The organism is Xylophilus sp. GW821-FHT01B05 (assembly GCA_038961845.1).
Taxonomy (GTDB): Bacteria; Pseudomonadota; Gammaproteobacteria; order Burkholderiales; family Burkholderiaceae_C; genus Xylophilus.
The window spans coordinates 128,600-144,907 of the sequence record CP152408.1 but is presented as its reverse complement, the minus strand read 5'-3'; the positions used below and the strand labels follow the sequence as shown (position 1 = coordinate 144,907).

Sequence of the window (16,308 nt, the reverse complement as noted above, 5' to 3'; positions counted from 1 at the left end):
GCCCATGCCGCCGCAAGGCACTGGGCGCCCCGGGGTGGTAGATGTGGCAGCGATACTACCTTGGCGCACAGGGCCGACGCATCCGCCCAAAGCAAGCAACCCGCTGGCGCAAGGCGCCAGCGGGTTGCCGGGGAAACCAGCCGCCGGTTTTCCGGCGGCTGTGGGTTCAGCGCAGGCGGACTCCGCGGGTCCGCACTGCCATCCAGCCCAGCGCCAGGGAAAGCAGCAGCAGGGCCCAGGGATTGAGCGTCGGGATGCCTGCCACGTTCGTGGGGCGCCGCTCGCCGAAGTTGTAGTCCGTCGCGTTGTCACCGGCCACCAGCGCGATGCCGCTGATGACGTCGTTCACGGATGTGCTGCCGCCCTTGCTGCCCGCTGTGTCCTTGCCATCGTTCCAGCCAGCGGGCTGGACTTCGGTGACGGTATAGGTGCCCGGCACCAGGTTGGTGAAGCTGTAGTGGCCATTGGCGTCCGTCGTCGTCGTGCCCACCACGACCAGGCCGTTGCCGGTCAGCAGGCTCAGCCGCAGCTCCACGCCAGCAATGCCTTCCTCGCCAGCGTCGATGGCGCCGTTGTCATTGCGGTCGTGGTACACGTTGCCGGACAGGGCCGCAACACCGCCAGCCCCGGGTACGGTCAGCGTGGCCTGTGCAGGCGTTGCGTTGTTGCCCAGGTCAGTTTGCAGGCTGCCCGCCGGAATGGTGTTGGTGTAGGTGCCGGCCGTACTGGCCGTCACCCTTACCGAGATGGCGCAGCCGCCGGCGGGGATGATGGTGCCCGAGCGGACGGTGACCGAGCTTGCACCCGCCACGGCGACCACGTCAGCCACGCTGCAGCCGCCGCTCACCACCAGCATCGGCGTCGGGGCCACGACCACGGGCGCAGGCAGGTTGTCCACCAGGGCCGCCGTCAGGGTCGCGGAACCCGCGTTGCCGTTGCCCAGCGAAATCGTCAGCGTGGAGATACCGCCGGCTGCAATGGACGCCGGCACGAAGGCCTTGCTGACGCTGGGCGGCTGGCCAGGATTGACCAGCAGCTCAGCCACGGCGGGTGCACCGTTGTTGCCCAGGTCGGTCTGCAGGGCACCGGCCGGGATGGTGTTGACATACGGGCCGCCCGATACGCTGGAGGTGACATCGACCTGGATGGTGCAACCGTTCGCCGGGATGGTGGCGCCGCTGGCGTAGGTGACGGCCGAGCCCGCTGCCGAGACCTGTGCCACGGTACAGGTGCCGCCGATGTTGGCAGGCGTCGCCACCAGCACGTTGGCCGGCAAGGTGTCCACCAGGGCCGCTGTCAGGGTCGCGGGGCCCGGGTTGCCGTTGCTCAGCGTGATGGTCAGGCGCGAGATGCTGCCGGGGTTGATGGTGCTCGGGGCAAAGGCCTTGAGTACCGAGGGCTCAGTGGCAGCCTTGACCACCAGCGCGGCCTGGGTTGGCGTGGGATTGGTGCCGGCATCCGTCACCAGGGCCCCGGCCGCGATCGTGTTGGTGTAGGAGCCCGCGGTGGCCGAGGTCACACGGACCGAGATGCTGCAGCCGTTTGCCGGGATGGTGGCACCGCTGGCGTAGGTGACGGCCGAGCCCGATGCCGTGACCTGGGCCACGGTGCAGGTGCCGCCGATGTTGGCGGGCGTCGCCACCAGCACGTTGGCGGGTAGCGTGTCTGTCAGCGGGCTGGTCAGCGTCACGGCGGTCGCGTTCGGGTTGCCCAGCACGATGGTCAGCACCGAGGCGCCGCCGACGTCGATGGTGGTGGGGCTGAACGACTTCACGAGCGTCGGCGCAGCCGGCTGGCCGACGCCCAGCGTGGCGATGGCTGGCTCGGGGTTGTCGCCTGCGGTGGTCTTGAGCTGGCCTGCGGCAATGGTGTTCAGGTAGGCGCCGTTCATGGCCGACGTGACGTCCACGGTGATCGTGCAACCGCCCGGCGGGATCGCTGCGCCATTCGCATAGGCCAGGTTGATCGCCTCGGCGACGGCCGTGATGGATGCCGCCGTGCAAGCGGTTTCCCCGCCTGGCACGCTCCCGTTGATGTTGGGCGGGCTGGCCACCAGCACATTGCCCGGCAGGGCGTCGACCAGCGCCGCCGTCAGCGTGATGGCTGCGGCATTGCTGTTCTCCAGCCGGATGCGCAGCGTGCTGGTGCCATTGGCGGCGATCTGCGCAGGCGAGAAGGCCTTGCTGACCGTGGGCGGAGCCAGCACGGTGAGCGGCGCATCGGTCGGGTTGCCGTTGGTGAGCCCTTCATTGCTCTGGATGGCGTTCGCCGCAATGGTATTGGTCAGCACGCCCGGCTCGGAGGCCACCACCGCTACGCGGAACTGGCAATTGCCATTGGCGGGCACGCTGGCGCCGTTGAGCGTCACCTTGGCGCTGCCAGGCAAGGCGGTCACCGCGCCGCCGACACAGCTTGTGCTGGTGTTGGCGGGATTGAACACCGCCAGGCCGGGCGGCAGGTTGTCGGTCAGCGAGACGCCCGTCAGCGCCACCGACGCAGGGTTGGTGATGGTCACGGTCAGCAGCGACGACTGGCCCACGGTCACCGTGGTCGGCGCGAACTGCTTGGCAATCGTCGGCGCGGTCACGGCGTTGAGTGTCGACTCGGCCGGCACCAGGTTGGTGACCTTCTGGTCGGTGGTCACTGCGCCCGCCTCAAGCTGGTTGAGGTAGAAGCCGGGAACGGTGGTGGTGACGTCTGCCAACAGCTCGCAAGTGCCGTTCGGCACCAGCGTTGCACCCGACAGGGTCAGCGCATTCCCCGCCACCGTGATCGTGCCGCTGGAGCAAGTGGTGGTGGCGTTGGGGTTGTTGGCGAAGTTCAGCCCCGCAGGCAGTACGTCGGTAAAGCTCACCCCGGTCAGCGCACTGCTCACATTGGGGTTGTAGGTATTGGCCAGGCGGATCTTCAGGCGCGAGGTCTGGCCCGGCGTGATGTAGGCCGGCTCGAAGCCCTTGGACACGCCCAAGCCTTCCAGCGTGGACAGCGTGGCAGACGTAGGCTGGGCGTTCGTGTAGCCGCCCTGGCTCTTCACAGCGCTGGCCGGAATGGTGTTGGTCAGGTTGAGGAATTCCACGGACGTGACCGTGACCTTGACCTGGCAGGAGGCATTGGGCGCCAGCGTGGCGCCTGTCAGCGAAACCAGGCCGCCGCCTGGCGTAGCGGCCACGGTGCCGCCGACGCAGGTGGTCTGCGCATCCGGCACCGAATACACCACGATCCCCTTCGGAAACGCGTCGGTGAAGGACGTGCCCGCAATCGCCGTGGAGGAGGTATTGACCACGTCGATGGTCAGCAGCGAGGGCTGGTTGCCGGTCACGATCACCGGGTTGAACGACTTGTTGAGCGCCAGTTGGGCGCTCTGCTGGCCCAGGGTGGCCGTGACCGCAACGCTGTTGTAGGCCCCTTCCGCGCTGGTGATCTGGTTCACGGGAATGGTGTTGGTCCAGGGGCCTGCGCCGTTGGCCACCACGTCGAACGACAAGTCGCAGCTCGCGCCCGCAGGCAGGACCACGCCATCAAGGCGCGCACCTGTGCTGCCCGGGTTGGCCGTCAGCACCGTGGCGCCACCGCAGGAACTGGCCGCATTGGCCGGGTTGGCCAGCGAGAGGCCGCCGCCCAGGCCGCTGTCGTTGATCGACACGCCGGTCAACTGTGCATTGGTCTGGTTGGTGACGCGCACGGTCGCTCGCGAGAGGCCGCCCTGCGCCGCAGACGTCGGGTTGAAGCTCTTGGTCGCACTGAGGCCCGCGGTGATCGTCAGGTTGGCGCTCACGTCGGCGGCGATCTGCGCGGTAGAAGCGGTCACGAGCTGCGCCGGCGTGATCGTGTTGGTATAGGTCCCCAGCGCGCTGCCCGTGACCCGGGCCGTCACCGTGCAACTGCTGTCCACCGCGGCGTCCGGGCGGGCGGCCACGGCGGCCCCGGTCAGCACGATCTTGTTATCGCCGGGCGCGGCCTGCAGCGCGCCGCCGCAGGTGTTGGTGGCGGCGGGGTTGGCGGCCAGAACCACCCCGGCGGGCAGGTTGTCCGTGAGGGAATTGACGCCCAGCGCGGACACGTAGCGGTTGGCCAGGGTCAGCGTCAGTACCGAGGTCTGGCCCTGCGCAATGGAGCTGGGGTTGAACGCCTTGCCAAGCACCACGGCATCCACGATGGCCACGGTGCTGCTCGCTGTGTTGGTGTTCTGCATGCCCGGGCCGATGCCCACAGCGCCGATAGGCAGGCTGTTGATGAAATTCACCTTTGCTGTGTTTTCCGGTACGCGGGCGCGGAACGTGACGGTACAGGAGCCCGGCGTGGTGCCAGTGCCTGCAGGGATGGTGCCTCCCGTGCCCACCAGCGACGGCGCGCCGTCCTGGTTCTGCGAGGCAGAAGAGCTGCCGAACGCGAAGCTGCAACCGCTCGGGGCGGCGGAGTAGTCGAGCACCATCTGGCTGCCTGGGACCTGGGGCAAGTCGTCCCGCAGCGAGGCACCGGTCACCGCCGCTCCGGAATAGTTCTGCACCGTGATGGAGAACTGCGCCCACTGGCCAGGACCGATGCTGGTCGGTGACACCGATTTGGAGACACGCAGTTCGCCATAGGCCGTCAGGGTGGCGCTGGCCGCCGGGCTGCCAATGCCTTCGGCGTTGGTGACCGTATTGGCGGGAATGGCATTGGCGTACGCACCTTCGCTATCCGCCGTCACGTTGGCCGTGACCGTGCAGGTGCCGCCGGCCGGCACGGTCGCGCCGGAGAGCTGCAGGCTGCTGGCCCCGGCCGTGGCGGTCACGGTGCCGTTGATGCCACCGGTACACGACGCGGTGGCGTTGGGCGCTGCGGCAAGCTTCAATCCTGCCGGGAAGCTGTCGGTGAATCCCGCGTTGGTCAGTGCCGTCGCGCCATTGTTGGTCACCACGATGGTCATGGCCGAGGGCTGGCCTACCGGAATGACGATGGGGTTGAACGACTTGTTGAGGGCGACCGGCGCATTGACCACCAGGTTCTGGGAAAAGCTGGGGCTGCTCAGGCCGCGGCTGTTGCCGATGGCGCCGGCCGGAAGGCTGTTGGTGAAGGTCTGGCTGGTGCCTGTGATGGAATTCACCACCACGTCGACCGTGATGGTGCAGGTGCCAGCCACGCCGATCGTGCCGCCATCCAGCGTGATGGAAGAGGCCCCCGCCGTGGCCGTCAGCGTGCCGGCAGCAAAGCCGCTGCCCGCGCACACCGCCGACGCGTTCGGCACCGGCGCCACCAACATCCCCGATGGCAGGTTGTCCGTGAAGCTCGTCAACGGCATGGTCTTGCCGGTATTGCTGGCCGGGTTGCTCAGCTGGATCGTCAGCGTGACCGGCTTGCCCACATAGGCAGGCGTGGGCGCGTAGCTCTTGCTCCCGGTGGGTGGCGCCAGCAGCGTGACCAGCAGCGTGACGTTGGCATCGGTGCTGTTGAAGACCGTGGTGCCGTTCTCTGTGGCCTGGAAGCCCGCCACGGTGGGTGTTGGTGCCGTGTCCTTCGGGATCGTGACGGTGTGGTTGCCCGGCACGGTGGAGGTCACGGAAACGTCCACGGTGCACTCGCCGGCTGTATTGCCAACCTGGGCCGGAACGGTGCCGCCGGTCAACTGCACCGTACTGGAGCCCTCCACCGCCGTGACGGTTCCGCCGGTACAGGTGGTGCTGGTCACGCCGGGGCTGGCGATCGTGATGTCTGGACCCAGCAGCGAGGTAGCCGCGGCATTGGTGAGCTGGACGTTTGAGCTGTTCGCGATCGTGATGCGATAGGTCGTCACGTCACCTTGGGCAATGGTGGCCTGCGGTGTGAACTGGTGGTTGATGGTGACCGTGGCCATCGCCATGCCGGGCAGCAACAGGGCCGCCGCAAGGCCGGTGCGCAAAGCACCGGCGACAGCCGGAAGACGGGACGAGAGGCGCTGCAGCATGGTGAAAATCACTCCTGGCGGGCTTGCGGAAGGCGAAAAGACGAGGTCGCCCGCCGGGATGACCCAGACAGGCGCAGCTTGCGAAGCCCCCGCTGAAAGGCAGGGGCCGTCGCCACTGGCTACAACCGACGAAAGCGAGGGAGCTGGCTCATGAACGGGTTTTCGCAACGGGTGCGCTGCAGTTCTGTCGGAACCGCCTCACCCGGCGCAGACAGCGCCACGCACAATCACTGCGAAATGACAACAATTAGTTGCCAAAGTCGCTACTTTGTGACCTCGATTACGTTCAGAGAAATTTAAGCGGAGGCCAGGAAAGGCGCTTTTCCCGGAGCGGCCAATCCGTTTGCTGGGGAGAACTGTCGCAAGCACTTATTGATGGCGGGATCTGGCCAGGGCGGCGCGCTCAGGCCAAGAAAGAACCCGAGGCGCAGCGCGGGGGGCATGGCACGATGCCCCGACGAGGCCACAGACAGAAAGGGAAAGGGACGGCAAGTGGCCCGCGCGGGCCAGGCCACCTGTGCCGGCAGGCGCGGTGCTAGCGCCGACCGACCCGCTGCACCATCTCGTTGGCGAACTCCACGAACGCCTGGCTGCCCTTGGCCAGGGGGTCGAACACCACGCCGGGCAGGCCGTAGCTGGGCGCTTCGGCCAGGCGCACATTGCGCGGGATCACGGTGTTGAACACCTTGTCGCCAAAGTGTTCCTTGAGCTGCTCGCTGACCTGCTGCTGCAGCGTGATGCGCGGGTCGAACATGACGCGCAGCAGGCCGATGATCTGCAGGTCCTTGTTGAGGTTGGCGTGCACCTGCTTGATGGTGTTGACCAGGTCGGTCAGGCCTTCGAGCGCGAAGTACTCGCACTGCATGGGCACGATCACGCCATGTGCGGCGCACAGGCCGTTCAGCGTGAGCATGGACAGCGAGGGCGGGCAGTCGATCAGCACGAAGTCGTAGTCTGAGGCGACCGCAGCCAGCGCGGTCTTGAGGCGCTGCTCGCGCTGCTCCAGGTCGACCAGCTCGACCTCGGCGCCGGCCAGCTCGCGGTTGGCGCCCAGCACGTCGTAGGCGCAGCCGCTCTCGGTCAGGCGATCGGCGCGCACGCGGGCGTCGGCAATGGACACGCCATCCACCAGCACCTCGTACAGCGAGGACTCCAGCGCGCGTTTGTCCACGCCCGAGCCCATGGTGGCATTGCCCTGCGGATCAAGATCCACCAGCAGCACGCGCTGGCCGACCTTGGCCAGGCCGGCGGCAAGATTGACGGAGGTGGTCGTCTTGCCGACGCCGCCTTTTTGGTTGGCAACGCAGAAGATTTTGGCCATGTGGACTTATTTGGAAAAAGCGAGTCGGAGGCCGAAGCCAATCAGGAAGACACCCGTCAGCCGTTGCAGCACCTGCAGAAAGCGCTGGTGCGCCTGCACCTGCTGCTTGACCGCGCGGGCCACCAGCACCAGCGTCAGGCAGTAGAGCGTGCTGAGGACCGCAATGGTCACGGCCATGGCGGCGAAGGTCGGGATGCCACGGTGCGTGGCCGGGTTCACGAACAGCGGGAAGAAGGCCATGTAGAACACGATGGCCTTGGGGTTGAGCAAGGTGATGAAAAAGGCCTGGCGCGTGTAGTGGCCTGGCTTGATATGCACCGGGCTGGCCGCGCCATCCTTGGCGGTGAGCAGGCGCAGGCCGATCCAGCCCAGGTAGGCGGCACCGGCGTACTGCACGGCCTGGAAGACCAGCGGGTTGGCCGCCAGCAGCGCGGCCACGCCGGCCACCGCCAGCCACAGCAGCACCTGGTCACCAACGATCAGGCCCACCATGGCCGCCACCCCTGCGCGGAAACCGCCCTTGCCGGTGGAGTTGAGCAAGGCGAACGTACCCGGGCCTGGCAGCATGAGAAATACCAGTACGGCGGCGCAAAAAGCACCGTAGTCAGAGATGCCAAACATGGGGAAGTCCTGAGGGAAAGGCGGGCGGGAGAAGACCGAGTTTAAGCGCCCTCACCCACCGCGCTGCCACCCTTTGGCGCGATCTTGCGCATCCACACCAGGCAGCGCTCGGCATCCAGGCCCGGCACCTGCAACTGTTCCACGTGAAACACGCGGATGTCTGCGTCCAGTGCGGCCAACTCGTCTGCCGGGTGCTTGCCCTTCATGGCCATCCAGAGGCCATCGGCCGCCACGGCGGCACCTGACCAGCGGGTGAAATCCGGCAGCGAGGCAAAGGCGCGCGAGCAGACTACGTCATAAGGCTGGGTCAGCGTCTCTACCCGCGCATGCAGGCCGCGCAGATTGGGCAGGCGTAATTCCAGCGCCACCTGCTGCTGGAAGGCTGCCTTCTTGGCCACCGTATCCACGCAGGTCACCGTGGCCTGCGGGCAGCAGATGGCGATCACCGCGCCCGGCAGGCCGGCACCAGAGCCCACGTCCAGCACGCTGAAGGGCGCAGCGCCCTCCCCCACGCTGGCGCGCTGGCGCAGCAGCGGCGGGATCACGGCCAGGCTGTCCAGCAGGTGGTGCGTCAGCATGTCGGCCGGGTTGCGCACCGCCGTCAGGTTGTAGACCTTGTTCCACTTCTGCAGCATGGCCAGGTAGGCGGCCAGCTTCTCGCCCTGCTCGGGGGTGAGGGACAGCCCCAGCGCGGCAGCCCCGTCCAGGATGGCAGGTGCGGCGCTCAACCTGGCACCGCCTCTTCTTGTGCCGCCACGCCAAAGCCCTTGGCGCCGCGTTTCTTCAAATGCACCAGCAGCAGGGACACGGCCGCCGGCGTAACGCCAGAGATGCGCGATGCCTGGCCCAGGGTCTCGGGCCTATGCTTTTGCAGCTTTTGCCGCACCTCAAAGCTCAGGGCCGTCACCTGCAGGTAGTCCAGGTCGGCCGGCAGGCGCAGGTTCTCATAGTGGGAGGCGCGCTCTACCTCGTCCTTCTGGCGGTCGATGTAGCCAGAGTATTTGGCTGCGATCTCGATCTGCTCGACCACGGCTTCGCTCACGGCGCCCAAGGTTTCACGTGAAACATCGGCCGTGGCAAAGCGCCCGCCGTCCAGCGACATCAGCGATTCGTAGCTCACATCCGGCCGGCGCAGCAGGTCGGCCAGGTTGTATTCGTGCTCAATGGCCTTGCCCAGCACCCGCTCGGATTCGCTCGCGGGCAGGTTGCGCGGGTTCACCCAGATGGATTTCAGGCGCTCTGTTTCACGTGAAACAGCATCGCGCTTGCGGCTGAAGGCGTCCCAGCGGGCGTCGTCCACCAGGCCCAGCTTGCGGCCGGCCTCGGTCAGGCGCATGTCGGCGTTGTCTTCGCGCAGCTGCAGGCGGAACTCGGCCCGGCTGGTGAACATGCGGTAGGGCTCGGTCACGCCCTTGGTGATCAGGTCGTCCACCAGCACACCCAGGTAGGCCTCGTCGCGGCGCGGCAGCCAGGCGTCTTCACCCCGGCACTGCAGCGCGGCATTGATGCCGGCAAACAAGCCCTGGGCCGCCGCCTCTTCGTAGCCGGTGGTGCCATTGATCTGGCCGGCGAAGAACAGGCCCTGGATCTGCCGCGTCTCAAAGCTGCTTTTGAGCGAGCGCGGGTCGAAGTAGTCGTACTCGATGGCATAGCCCGGGCGCAGGATGTGTGCGTTTGCCAGGCCCTTCATCGAGCGCACCAGCTGGTACTGGATGTCGAAAGGCAGGCTGGTGCTGATGCCGTTGGGGTAGACCTCGTGAGTGGTCAGGCCTTCGGGTTCCAGGAAGATCTGGTGGCTTTCCTTGTCGGCAAAGCGGTTGATCTTGTCTTCCACGCTCGGGCAATAGCGCGGGCCCACGCCCTCGATCTTGCCGGTGAACATGGGGCTGCGGTCAAAGCCGCTGCGGATGATGTCGTGCGTGCGCTCGTTGGTGTGGGTGACCCAGCACGGCATCTGCCGCGGGTGCATGGCCGCATTGCCCATGAAGCTGAATACGGGCACCGTGTCCCCTACCCCGCCCGGCATGCCGTCGCCGGGCTGCTCGGTGCACTGGCTGAAGTCGATGCTGCGGCCATCCAGGCGCGGCGGCGTGCCGGTCTTCAGGCGGCCCTGCGGCAGCTTCAATTCCTTCAGGCGCGCCGACAGGCTGACCGCCGGCGGGTCGCCCGCGCGGCCGGCGGCGTAGTTGTTCAGCCCCACGTGGATCTTGCCGTCCAGGAAGGTGCCGGCCGTCAGCACCACGGTGCGGCTGCGGAAGGTAATGCCCACCTGGGTCACGGCGCCCACCACGCGGTCGCCCTCCACCACCAGGTCGTCCACCGCCTGCTGGAACAGCCACAGATTGGGCTGGTTCTCCAGCCGCTGGCGGATCGCCGCCTTGTACAGAATGCGGTCGGCCTGGGCCCGGGTGGCGCGCACCGCTGGCCCCTTGGAGCTGTTGAGGATGCGGAACTGGATGCCGCCCTCGTCCGTGGCAATGCCCATGGCGCCGCCCAGCGCATCCACCTCTTTCACCAGGTGGCCCTTGCCAATGCCGCCGATGGACGGGTTGCAGCTCATCTGGCCCAGCGTCTCTATGTTGTGCGACAGCAGCAGCGTCTTGCTGCCCATGCGGGCGGCAGCCAGCGCCGCCTCGGTGCCGGCGTGGCCGCCACCGACGACGATGACGTCGAATGTTTCGGGGTAGATCATGTTGCGCTCGCTTCCACAAAATCGGTGATGACGCCCAGCACGCGGGCGCCCTCTGCCTGACGGCGGTCGGCCGTCACAAAAAGGTCTACATCGGCCACCTGGGCCGTGCCCACGTGCAGCGCATCCATGGCCCGCAACGGGGCCTGGCGCATGGCGGCCAGGGCATGGCGCTCGACGGCATCGGTCAGGGGGACGACGGCAAAGTCCTCGAAATCCCGGTCGATGTCGCTCAGCACGCGGTCGTATTCGTCGTGGGTGAACAGGCCTTCGCGCCACTGCCGCGAAAGCGCCGACACCAGCTCGGTGCGGCAATGCGCCGCCACCGTGATGCGGGTGGCGCGGCGCTGTGCCTGCTGCACCTGGGCCAGGCCCGATTCACCGCTGTAGCGCTTGAACAGCGCAGAGCTGTCAAAGAGGATGTTCATGGCTTCACATCCCGCCGTCGCGCTCTTCGACGATCAGCTGCGCACCGGTCTTCTCGGGCGCCCGCAGATAGCGCAGCGGCTCGACCGGCCGCTTCCAGCTCGGCTGCCGCTCGGCTTCGGCCTCGGTCGCCTGCACCGGCACCAGATCGGCCACCGGCTTGCCGTGGCGCAGGATGCGCACGGTCTCGCCCTTCTCCACCAGGTCGAGCATGGCGGAAGCATTGGCGCGGAACTCACTCAAGGGCAAGGTTTGCATATGTACAAATTCAGAATTTTGTACATTTTAAGTGCGGCAAGCTTGGTGGGCGGGCGGCAAAGGCAAAGCCCCTGCGGCGCGCGCGGCGCCGCAGGGGCTTTTATGGGTAAAAAAGGCCTCTAGCCCAGGTGCAGCCTGGGCTATTAGCTATCTATTTTGTAGTCTCATCTTAGCTACGGGCCGCGCCACGCACGGCCCGCAGGGCATGAAACGAAAAGGCCCCAAAGGCCGCGGAGCAGGCCATGCCAGGACATCCGCGGAACCGGCTTTGCCGGGCCGCTGGATGTGCCCCCTGCAAGGGGGTTGGCGAAGACGCGAAGCGCGCAGCCTGGGGGTGTTTCATTTAGAACGGATAGTGGCGCTCAGCCATCTGCAAGGTGATCCAACGCAACTCGGTAAAAGCCTCAATCCCCGCCTTGCCGCCAAAGCGCCCGTAGCCTGAGTCCTTCACGCCGCCAAAGGGCATCTGCGCCTCGTCGTGCACCGTGGGGCCATTGACGTGGCAGATGCCGGCCTCTATGCGCTGCGCCACCTGCCAGGCGCGCGCCACGTCGCGGCCAAACACGGCAGACGACAGGCCAAAGGGGTTGTCGTTGGCGCAGGCAATGGCCGCCTCTACCCCGTCCACGCGCACGATGGGTTTCACCGGGCCAAAGGATTCCTCGTGGTAGATCTCCATGTCGCGTGTGACGTGGTCCAGCAGCGTGGCCGCCATCAGCGTGTTGTCGGCCTTGCCGCCGCACAGCAGCTTGGCGCCCTTGGCCAGCGCGTCGTCGATCAGGCGGTTGCAGCGCTCTACCGTGGCCATGTCCACCACCGAGCCCAGCACCGCCGGGCCCTTGCGCGGGTCGCCCAGCGGCAGGCTGGTGGCCTTGGCGACGAACTTGGCGACAAAGGCATCGGCCACCTTGGCATCGACCACGATGCGCTCGGTCGACATGCAGATCTGCCCTGAATTGGCGAAGGAACCAAAGGCCGCGCCGTTCACCGCCGCGTCCAGGTCGGCGTCGTCCAGCACCAGCAGCGGCGCCTTGCCGCCCAGCTCCAGCACCACGGGCTTCAGGTACCTGGCGCAGGTCTGCGCAATGATGCGGCCGACCTTGGTCGAGCCGGTGAAGTTCACGCGCCGCACCGCCGGGTGGGCCACCATGGCCTCGACCACCGCGCCCGCATCGGCCGGGGCGTTGGTGACGAAATTGACCACGCCCGGCGGCAAGCCGGCATCCTGCAGCGCCTCGATGATCAGGCCGTGGGTCTGCGGGCACAGCTCGGAGCCCTTCAGCACCACGGTATTGCCGCAGGCCAGCGGCGTGGCGATGGCGCGCACGCCCAGAATCACCGGCGCATTCCAGGGCGCGATGCCCAGCACCACACCGGCCGGCTGGCGCACCGCCAGCGCCAGGCTGCCGGGCACGTCGGAGGGGATCTGCTCGCCACTTACTTGCGTGGTGATAGCTGCCGCCTCCAGCAGCATGCCTGCCGCCAGGTGCACGTTAAAGCCGGCCCACATGCCGGATGCGCCGGTTTCCGCGGCCATGGCGGCGGCAATGGCCTCGCCCTTGGCCTCCAGCGCGGCGGCGGCCTTCATCAGCAGCGCGCGGCGTGCATTGGGGCCCAGCGCGGCCCAGGCCGGGAAGGCCTTGGCGGCGGCATCGACAGCGGCGCGCGCGTCATCGGCCGTGGCGGCGGGTGCGGTGGTGGCGACCTGGCCGTCGAGCGGGTTCTTGCGCGTGAAGGTAGCGCCATTGGACGCGGCCAGGGCCTGGCCGCCGATCAGCATGGAAATGGTGGGCATGGTTGCTCCTTGAGAAAAGTGGGATGAAAAGCTCACACAGCGCCCAGGTAGGCACTGCGGATCGCGTCGGATTGAAGAAGTTCGGTTGCGGCTCCGCTCGCCACGATGCGGCCGCGCTCCAGCACATGGCCATGGTCGGCCACGGCCAGCGCCTTGCGCACGTTCTGCTCGACCATGAGCACCGTCGTGCCCTGGTCGGCAATGCGGCGCACGATGGCCAGCAGCTCGGCCACCATGCGCGGCGCCAGGCCCAGCGAAGGCTCGTCCAGCAGCAGCAGGCGCGGCGCGCTCATCATGGCGCGCGCCACGGCCACCATCTGTTGCTCGCCGCCGCTCATGGTGCCGGCCAGTTGCGCCGTGCGCTCGGCCAGGCGCGGGAAGTCGGCAAAGGCCTGCTGCAGCCGCCGCATGCGCTCGGCCGCCGGCACCAGCCAGCCGCCAAGCTCGAGGTTCTCGCGCACCGTCATCTGCGGGAACAGTTGCCGGCCCTCGGCCACCAGCGCCAGGCCCTGGCGCACGCAGGCGGTGGCGTTGCCCGAGGGCAACTCATGGCCATCCAGCAGCACCTGCCCCTGGCGCGGCAGCAGGCCAGCCAGGGCTTTGAGCAGCGTGGTCTTGCCCGCGCCGTTGGGGCCGACGATCACGGTCAGGCCGGGTGCCACCGCCAAGTCAAGGTCACGCAGCACCTGGAAGCCGGCGTAGCCGGCCGCCAAGGCCTTTATCTGAAGATTTGAGGGGGTCATGCCGGCTCATCCATTTCATCGCCTAGATAGGCCTCTATCACCCTGGCATCGCGCACCACCTCGGCCGGCGTGCCGTCGGCGATCTTGCGGCCCTGGTGCAGCACCAGCACGCGCTCCACGTAGCGCAGCAGCGTGGTCACGGCATGCTCGATCCAGACGACGGTCAGGCCGGCCTCGTCGCGCAGGCGGCGGATGCGCTGCGCCATGGCGTCCACCTCGGCTTCGGTCAGGCCAGCCGCCACCTCGTCCAGCAGCAGCACGCGCGGCCGCGTGCCCAGCGCCATGCCGATCTCCAGCAGGCGCTGCTGCGAGGGCGTGATCTCGGCCGCCAGCCGGTCGGCCAGGCCTTGCAGGCCCAGCATGGCCAGGATCTCGGCCTCGCTGCCCAGGCCCGGCGCGCCCGTGCGGCCCCGGCCGGCAAAGGCCATGCCAAAGCGCACGTTGTCGCGCACCGTCATGCCGGCAAACACGCGCGGCGTCTGGAAGGTGCGGGCCACGCCATGCGCGGCAAAGAGCTGCGGCAGTCGGCCGGTCAGCTCCACGTCGCCCGCGAATATGCGGCCCGAGGTGGTCGGCTGCACGCCCGATATCGCGTTGAAGAAGGTGGTCTTTCCCGCGCCGTTGGGGCCGATGATGCCGACCAACTCGCCCGCGTGCAGCGTGGCGCTGACGCCATCGACCGCCGTCAGCCCGCCAAAGCGCACCGTGACCTCGCGGGCTTCCAGCAGTGCCCCGCTCATGGCCGCGCCCTCCCCTTGCGTTTGGCCAGCGAGGCCAGCCCATCCGGCAGCCAGATCACGCAGGCGATCAGCAACAGGCCCAGCACCATCATGTAGGCATAGGGCAGCTGCAGCCGCAGCGTCTCTGCCAGCAGGCTGAACACCACCGCCGCGGCCACCGGCCCGCCAATGCTGGCCGCGCCGCCTATCAGCGCGATCAGCACCGTCTGGAAGCCAATGAAGGGGCTGAACACCGCCGCTGGCTCGATGTAAGTCCAGCGCACCGCCATGGCCGCGCCGGTGGCGCCGGCAAAGGCCGCAGTCAACGCAAAGCCCGCCAGCTTGGCATTGCGCGTGTGCACACCCAGCGTCTGCGCGCGCTGCTCGTCTGCGCCAATGCCGGCCAGCGCCAGGCCTAAGCGGCTCTTGCGCACCAGCAAGGCGCAGCCAATAGCGGCGGCCGCGATCAGCAGCACCGTGAGGTACACCGTGGCCTCCGACGGCACCACCATCAGCACCCGCCCGACCGTGCCCGACACCTGCTTTTCAACAAAGGTGACGGCATGGCGGATCAGCTCGGTCATGCCAAAGGTCAGCACCGCAAAGTAGGTGCCGCGCAGGTGCAGCACCGCCGCGCCCATGGCCACTGCCACCACGGTGGCAATGGCGGCGCCGGCCAGCACTACCAGCGGCCAGGGCAGCACCTCGACCAGCATGGCCGTGGCATAGGCGCCCAGGCCAAAGAAGGCGGAGGTGGCCAGCGACAGATAGCGCGTGGCGCCGCAGAAGGTAGACCAGCTCACCGCCAGCGCGATGTACATCAGGCAGCTCAACACCACCGAGGCGATGAACTCGGACGCAATCCACGGCACCGCCGCCGCCAGCACCGTGCCGGCCGCAAGCCACAGCCAGGGCCGCGAGGAAAAGACAGAAGCATTCATCGCGCAAACAATCCGTTGGGCCGCCACACCAGCACGCCGATAAACACCGCATACGACAGCAGCATCTTGAGCGAGGGACTGCCAAAGTACATGCCCAGCGCCTCGACCACGCCCAGCAGCAGGCCACCGGCCAGGCTGCCCGCGATGCTGCCAAAGCCGCCCAGCGTGATGACGATCAGCGCCGTCACCGTATAGGGCTCGCCCATCGAGGGCGAGATCTCATAGGCCATCGACAGCAGTCCGCCGGCCACCCCCGACAGCCCCAGGCCCATGCCAAACATCAGCGGATGCAGCCGTTTGGTGTCGATGCCGACCAGCTGCGCGCCCGTGGGCGACTGCATCAGCGCGCGCACCGCCTTGCCCAGCAAGGTGGCCTTGAGCAGCACGATCAGCGCCAACGACAGCAGCAGCGCCACGCCAAACAGCAGCAGCTTGTTGGGCGTGAAGCGCATGCCAGCCAATTGCACAGGATCGGCCAGGTAGTCATAGCCGCGCAGGTCGCCGCCCCAGACCAGCAGCGCCGCGTTCTGCACCAGGAACATCAGGCCAAAGCCCACCATCAGGCTGCGCGCCTCGAACACGTCCACATTGGGCGCACGCGCCGCCACCGGCCGAAAGCACAGCCAGTGCACCGCCACGCCCAGCAACAGCAGCGCCAGAAACGCCACAGGCAAAAAGGCCAGCGGCGACCAGCCCCAGGTGGTGTGCGCCCACCAGGTCAGGAAGGCGCCCAGCATCAGAAACTCGCCGTGCGAGATGTTCATGATGCGCATCAGCCCGTACTGCAGGTTCAGGCCAATGGCTACCAGCGCATAGATGCCGCCGGTGATGAGTCCGCCCGCCAGCAGCTCGGCCCAACCGATTAAGGACAT

General features: G+C 67.5%; 12 protein-coding genes. All 12 read right to left on the bottom strand.

Annotated elements, in window-relative coordinates:
• Positions 1–166 precede the first annotated feature (166 nt).
• The 12 genes from AAFF27_00655 to AAFF27_00600 all read right to left on the bottom strand — a co-directional run bounded on the left by AAFF27_00655 (position 167) and on the right by AAFF27_00600 (position 16,308).
• On the bottom strand, positions 167–5,923 hold the full coding sequence (locus AAFF27_00655; GenBank protein XAH23732.1) for an IPTL-CTERM sorting domain-containing protein: 5,757 nt from the start codon (positions 5,921–5,923) through the stop codon (positions 167–169).
• 535 nt (positions 5,924–6,458) lie between these two features.
• The gene (locus tag AAFF27_00650) at positions 6,459–7,244 is read right to left on the bottom strand and encodes a ParA family protein (protein ID XAH23731.1); all 786 of its coding nucleotides are present in this window, start codon (positions 7,242–7,244) and stop codon (positions 6,459–6,461) included.
• Positions 7,245–7,250: 6 nt separating this feature from the next.
• Positions 7,251–7,865, bottom strand: coding sequence for a LysE family transporter (locus AAFF27_00645; protein XAH23730.1), 615 nt, complete (start codon positions 7,863–7,865; stop codon positions 7,251–7,253).
• Between the two features lie 41 nt (positions 7,866–7,906).
• Entirely contained in the window at positions 7,907–8,593 is a 687-nt protein-coding gene (gene rsmG, locus AAFF27_00640) for a 16S rRNA (guanine(527)-N(7))-methyltransferase RsmG (protein XAH23729.1), read from the bottom strand.
• Positions 8,590–10,557 carry a tRNA uridine-5-carboxymethylaminomethyl(34) synthesis enzyme MnmG gene (gene mnmG, locus AAFF27_00635; protein XAH23728.1) on the bottom strand — a complete coding sequence of 656 codons (1,968 nt, stop codon included), beginning with the start codon at positions 10,555–10,557 and terminating at the stop codon, positions 8,590–8,592. Before mnmG ends, rsmG begins: the two co-directional genes overlap by 4 nt.
• A complete protein-coding gene (locus AAFF27_00630; protein ID XAH23727.1) occupies positions 10,554–10,982 on the bottom strand; it encodes a type II toxin-antitoxin system VapC family toxin in 429 nt (142 codons plus the stop codon). The genes mnmG and AAFF27_00630 overlap by 4 nt, the downstream gene beginning before the upstream one ends.
• Before the next feature lie 4 nt (positions 10,983–10,986).
• The gene (locus AAFF27_00625) at positions 10,987–11,238 is read right to left on the bottom strand and encodes a type II toxin-antitoxin system Phd/YefM family antitoxin (protein ID XAH23726.1); all 252 of its coding nucleotides are present in this window, start codon (positions 11,236–11,238) and stop codon (positions 10,987–10,989) included.
• Positions 11,239–11,581: 343 nt separating this feature from the next.
• Positions 11,582–13,033 carry an aldehyde dehydrogenase gene (locus AAFF27_00620; GenBank protein ID XAH23725.1) on the bottom strand — a complete coding sequence of 484 codons (1,452 nt, stop codon included), beginning with the start codon at positions 13,031–13,033 and terminating at the stop codon, positions 11,582–11,584.
• A gap of 32 nt (positions 13,034–13,065) precedes the next feature.
• A complete protein-coding gene (locus AAFF27_00615) occupies positions 13,066–13,776 on the bottom strand; it encodes an ABC transporter ATP-binding protein (GenBank protein XAH23724.1) in 711 nt (236 codons plus the stop codon).
• On the bottom strand, positions 13,773–14,516 hold the full coding sequence (locus AAFF27_00610; GenBank protein XAH23723.1) for an ABC transporter ATP-binding protein: 744 nt from the start codon (positions 14,514–14,516) through the stop codon (positions 13,773–13,775). The genes AAFF27_00615 and AAFF27_00610 overlap by 4 nt, the downstream gene beginning before the upstream one ends.
• Positions 14,513–15,436, bottom strand: a complete 924-nt coding sequence (locus AAFF27_00605) for a branched-chain amino acid ABC transporter permease (protein XAH23722.1) — start codon at positions 15,434–15,436, stop codon at positions 14,513–14,515. The genes AAFF27_00610 and AAFF27_00605 overlap by 4 nt, the downstream gene beginning before the upstream one ends.
• Positions 15,433–16,308, bottom strand: coding sequence for a branched-chain amino acid ABC transporter permease (locus AAFF27_00600; GenBank protein XAH23721.1), 876 nt, complete (start codon positions 16,306–16,308; stop codon positions 15,433–15,435). The genes AAFF27_00605 and AAFF27_00600 overlap by 4 nt, the downstream gene beginning before the upstream one ends.

Bases quoted from the DNA above. Each gene is read 5' to 3' on its own strand.
- AAFF27_00655 (XAH23732.1), bottom strand. From the start codon at position 5,923: ATGCTGCAGCGCCTCTCGTCCCGTCTTCCGGCTGTCGCCGGTGCTTTG.
- AAFF27_00650 (XAH23731.1), bottom strand. From the start codon at position 7,244: ATGGCCAAAATCTTCTGCGTTGCCAACCAAAAAGGCGGCGTCGGCAAG.
- AAFF27_00645 (XAH23730.1), bottom strand. From the start codon at position 7,865: ATGTTTGGCATCTCTGACTACGGTGCTTTTTGCGCCGCCGTACTGGTA.
- mnmG (XAH23728.1), bottom strand. From the start codon at position 10,557: ATGATCTACCCCGAAACATTCGACGTCATCGTCGTCGGTGGCGGCCAC.
- AAFF27_00630 (XAH23727.1), bottom strand. From the start codon at position 10,982: ATGAACATCCTCTTTGACAGCTCTGCGCTGTTCAAGCGCTACAGCGGT.
- AAFF27_00625 (XAH23726.1), bottom strand. From the start codon at position 11,238: ATGCAAACCTTGCCCTTGAGTGAGTTCCGCGCCAATGCTTCCGCCATG.
- AAFF27_00620 (XAH23725.1), bottom strand. From the start codon at position 13,033: ATGCCCACCATTTCCATGCTGATCGGCGGCCAGGCCCTGGCCGCGTCC.
- AAFF27_00615 (XAH23724.1), bottom strand. From the start codon at position 13,776: ATGACCCCCTCAAATCTTCAGATAAAGGCCTTGGCGGCCGGCTACGCC.
- AAFF27_00610 (XAH23723.1), bottom strand. From the start codon at position 14,516: ATGAGCGGGGCACTGCTGGAAGCCCGCGAGGTCACGGTGCGCTTTGGC.
- AAFF27_00605 (XAH23722.1), bottom strand. From the start codon at position 15,436: ATGAATGCTTCTGTCTTTTCCTCGCGGCCCTGGCTGTGGCTTGCGGCC.
- AAFF27_00600 (XAH23721.1), bottom strand. From the start codon at position 16,308: ATGTCCTTAATCGGTTGGGCCGAGCTGCTGGCGGGCGGACTCATCACC.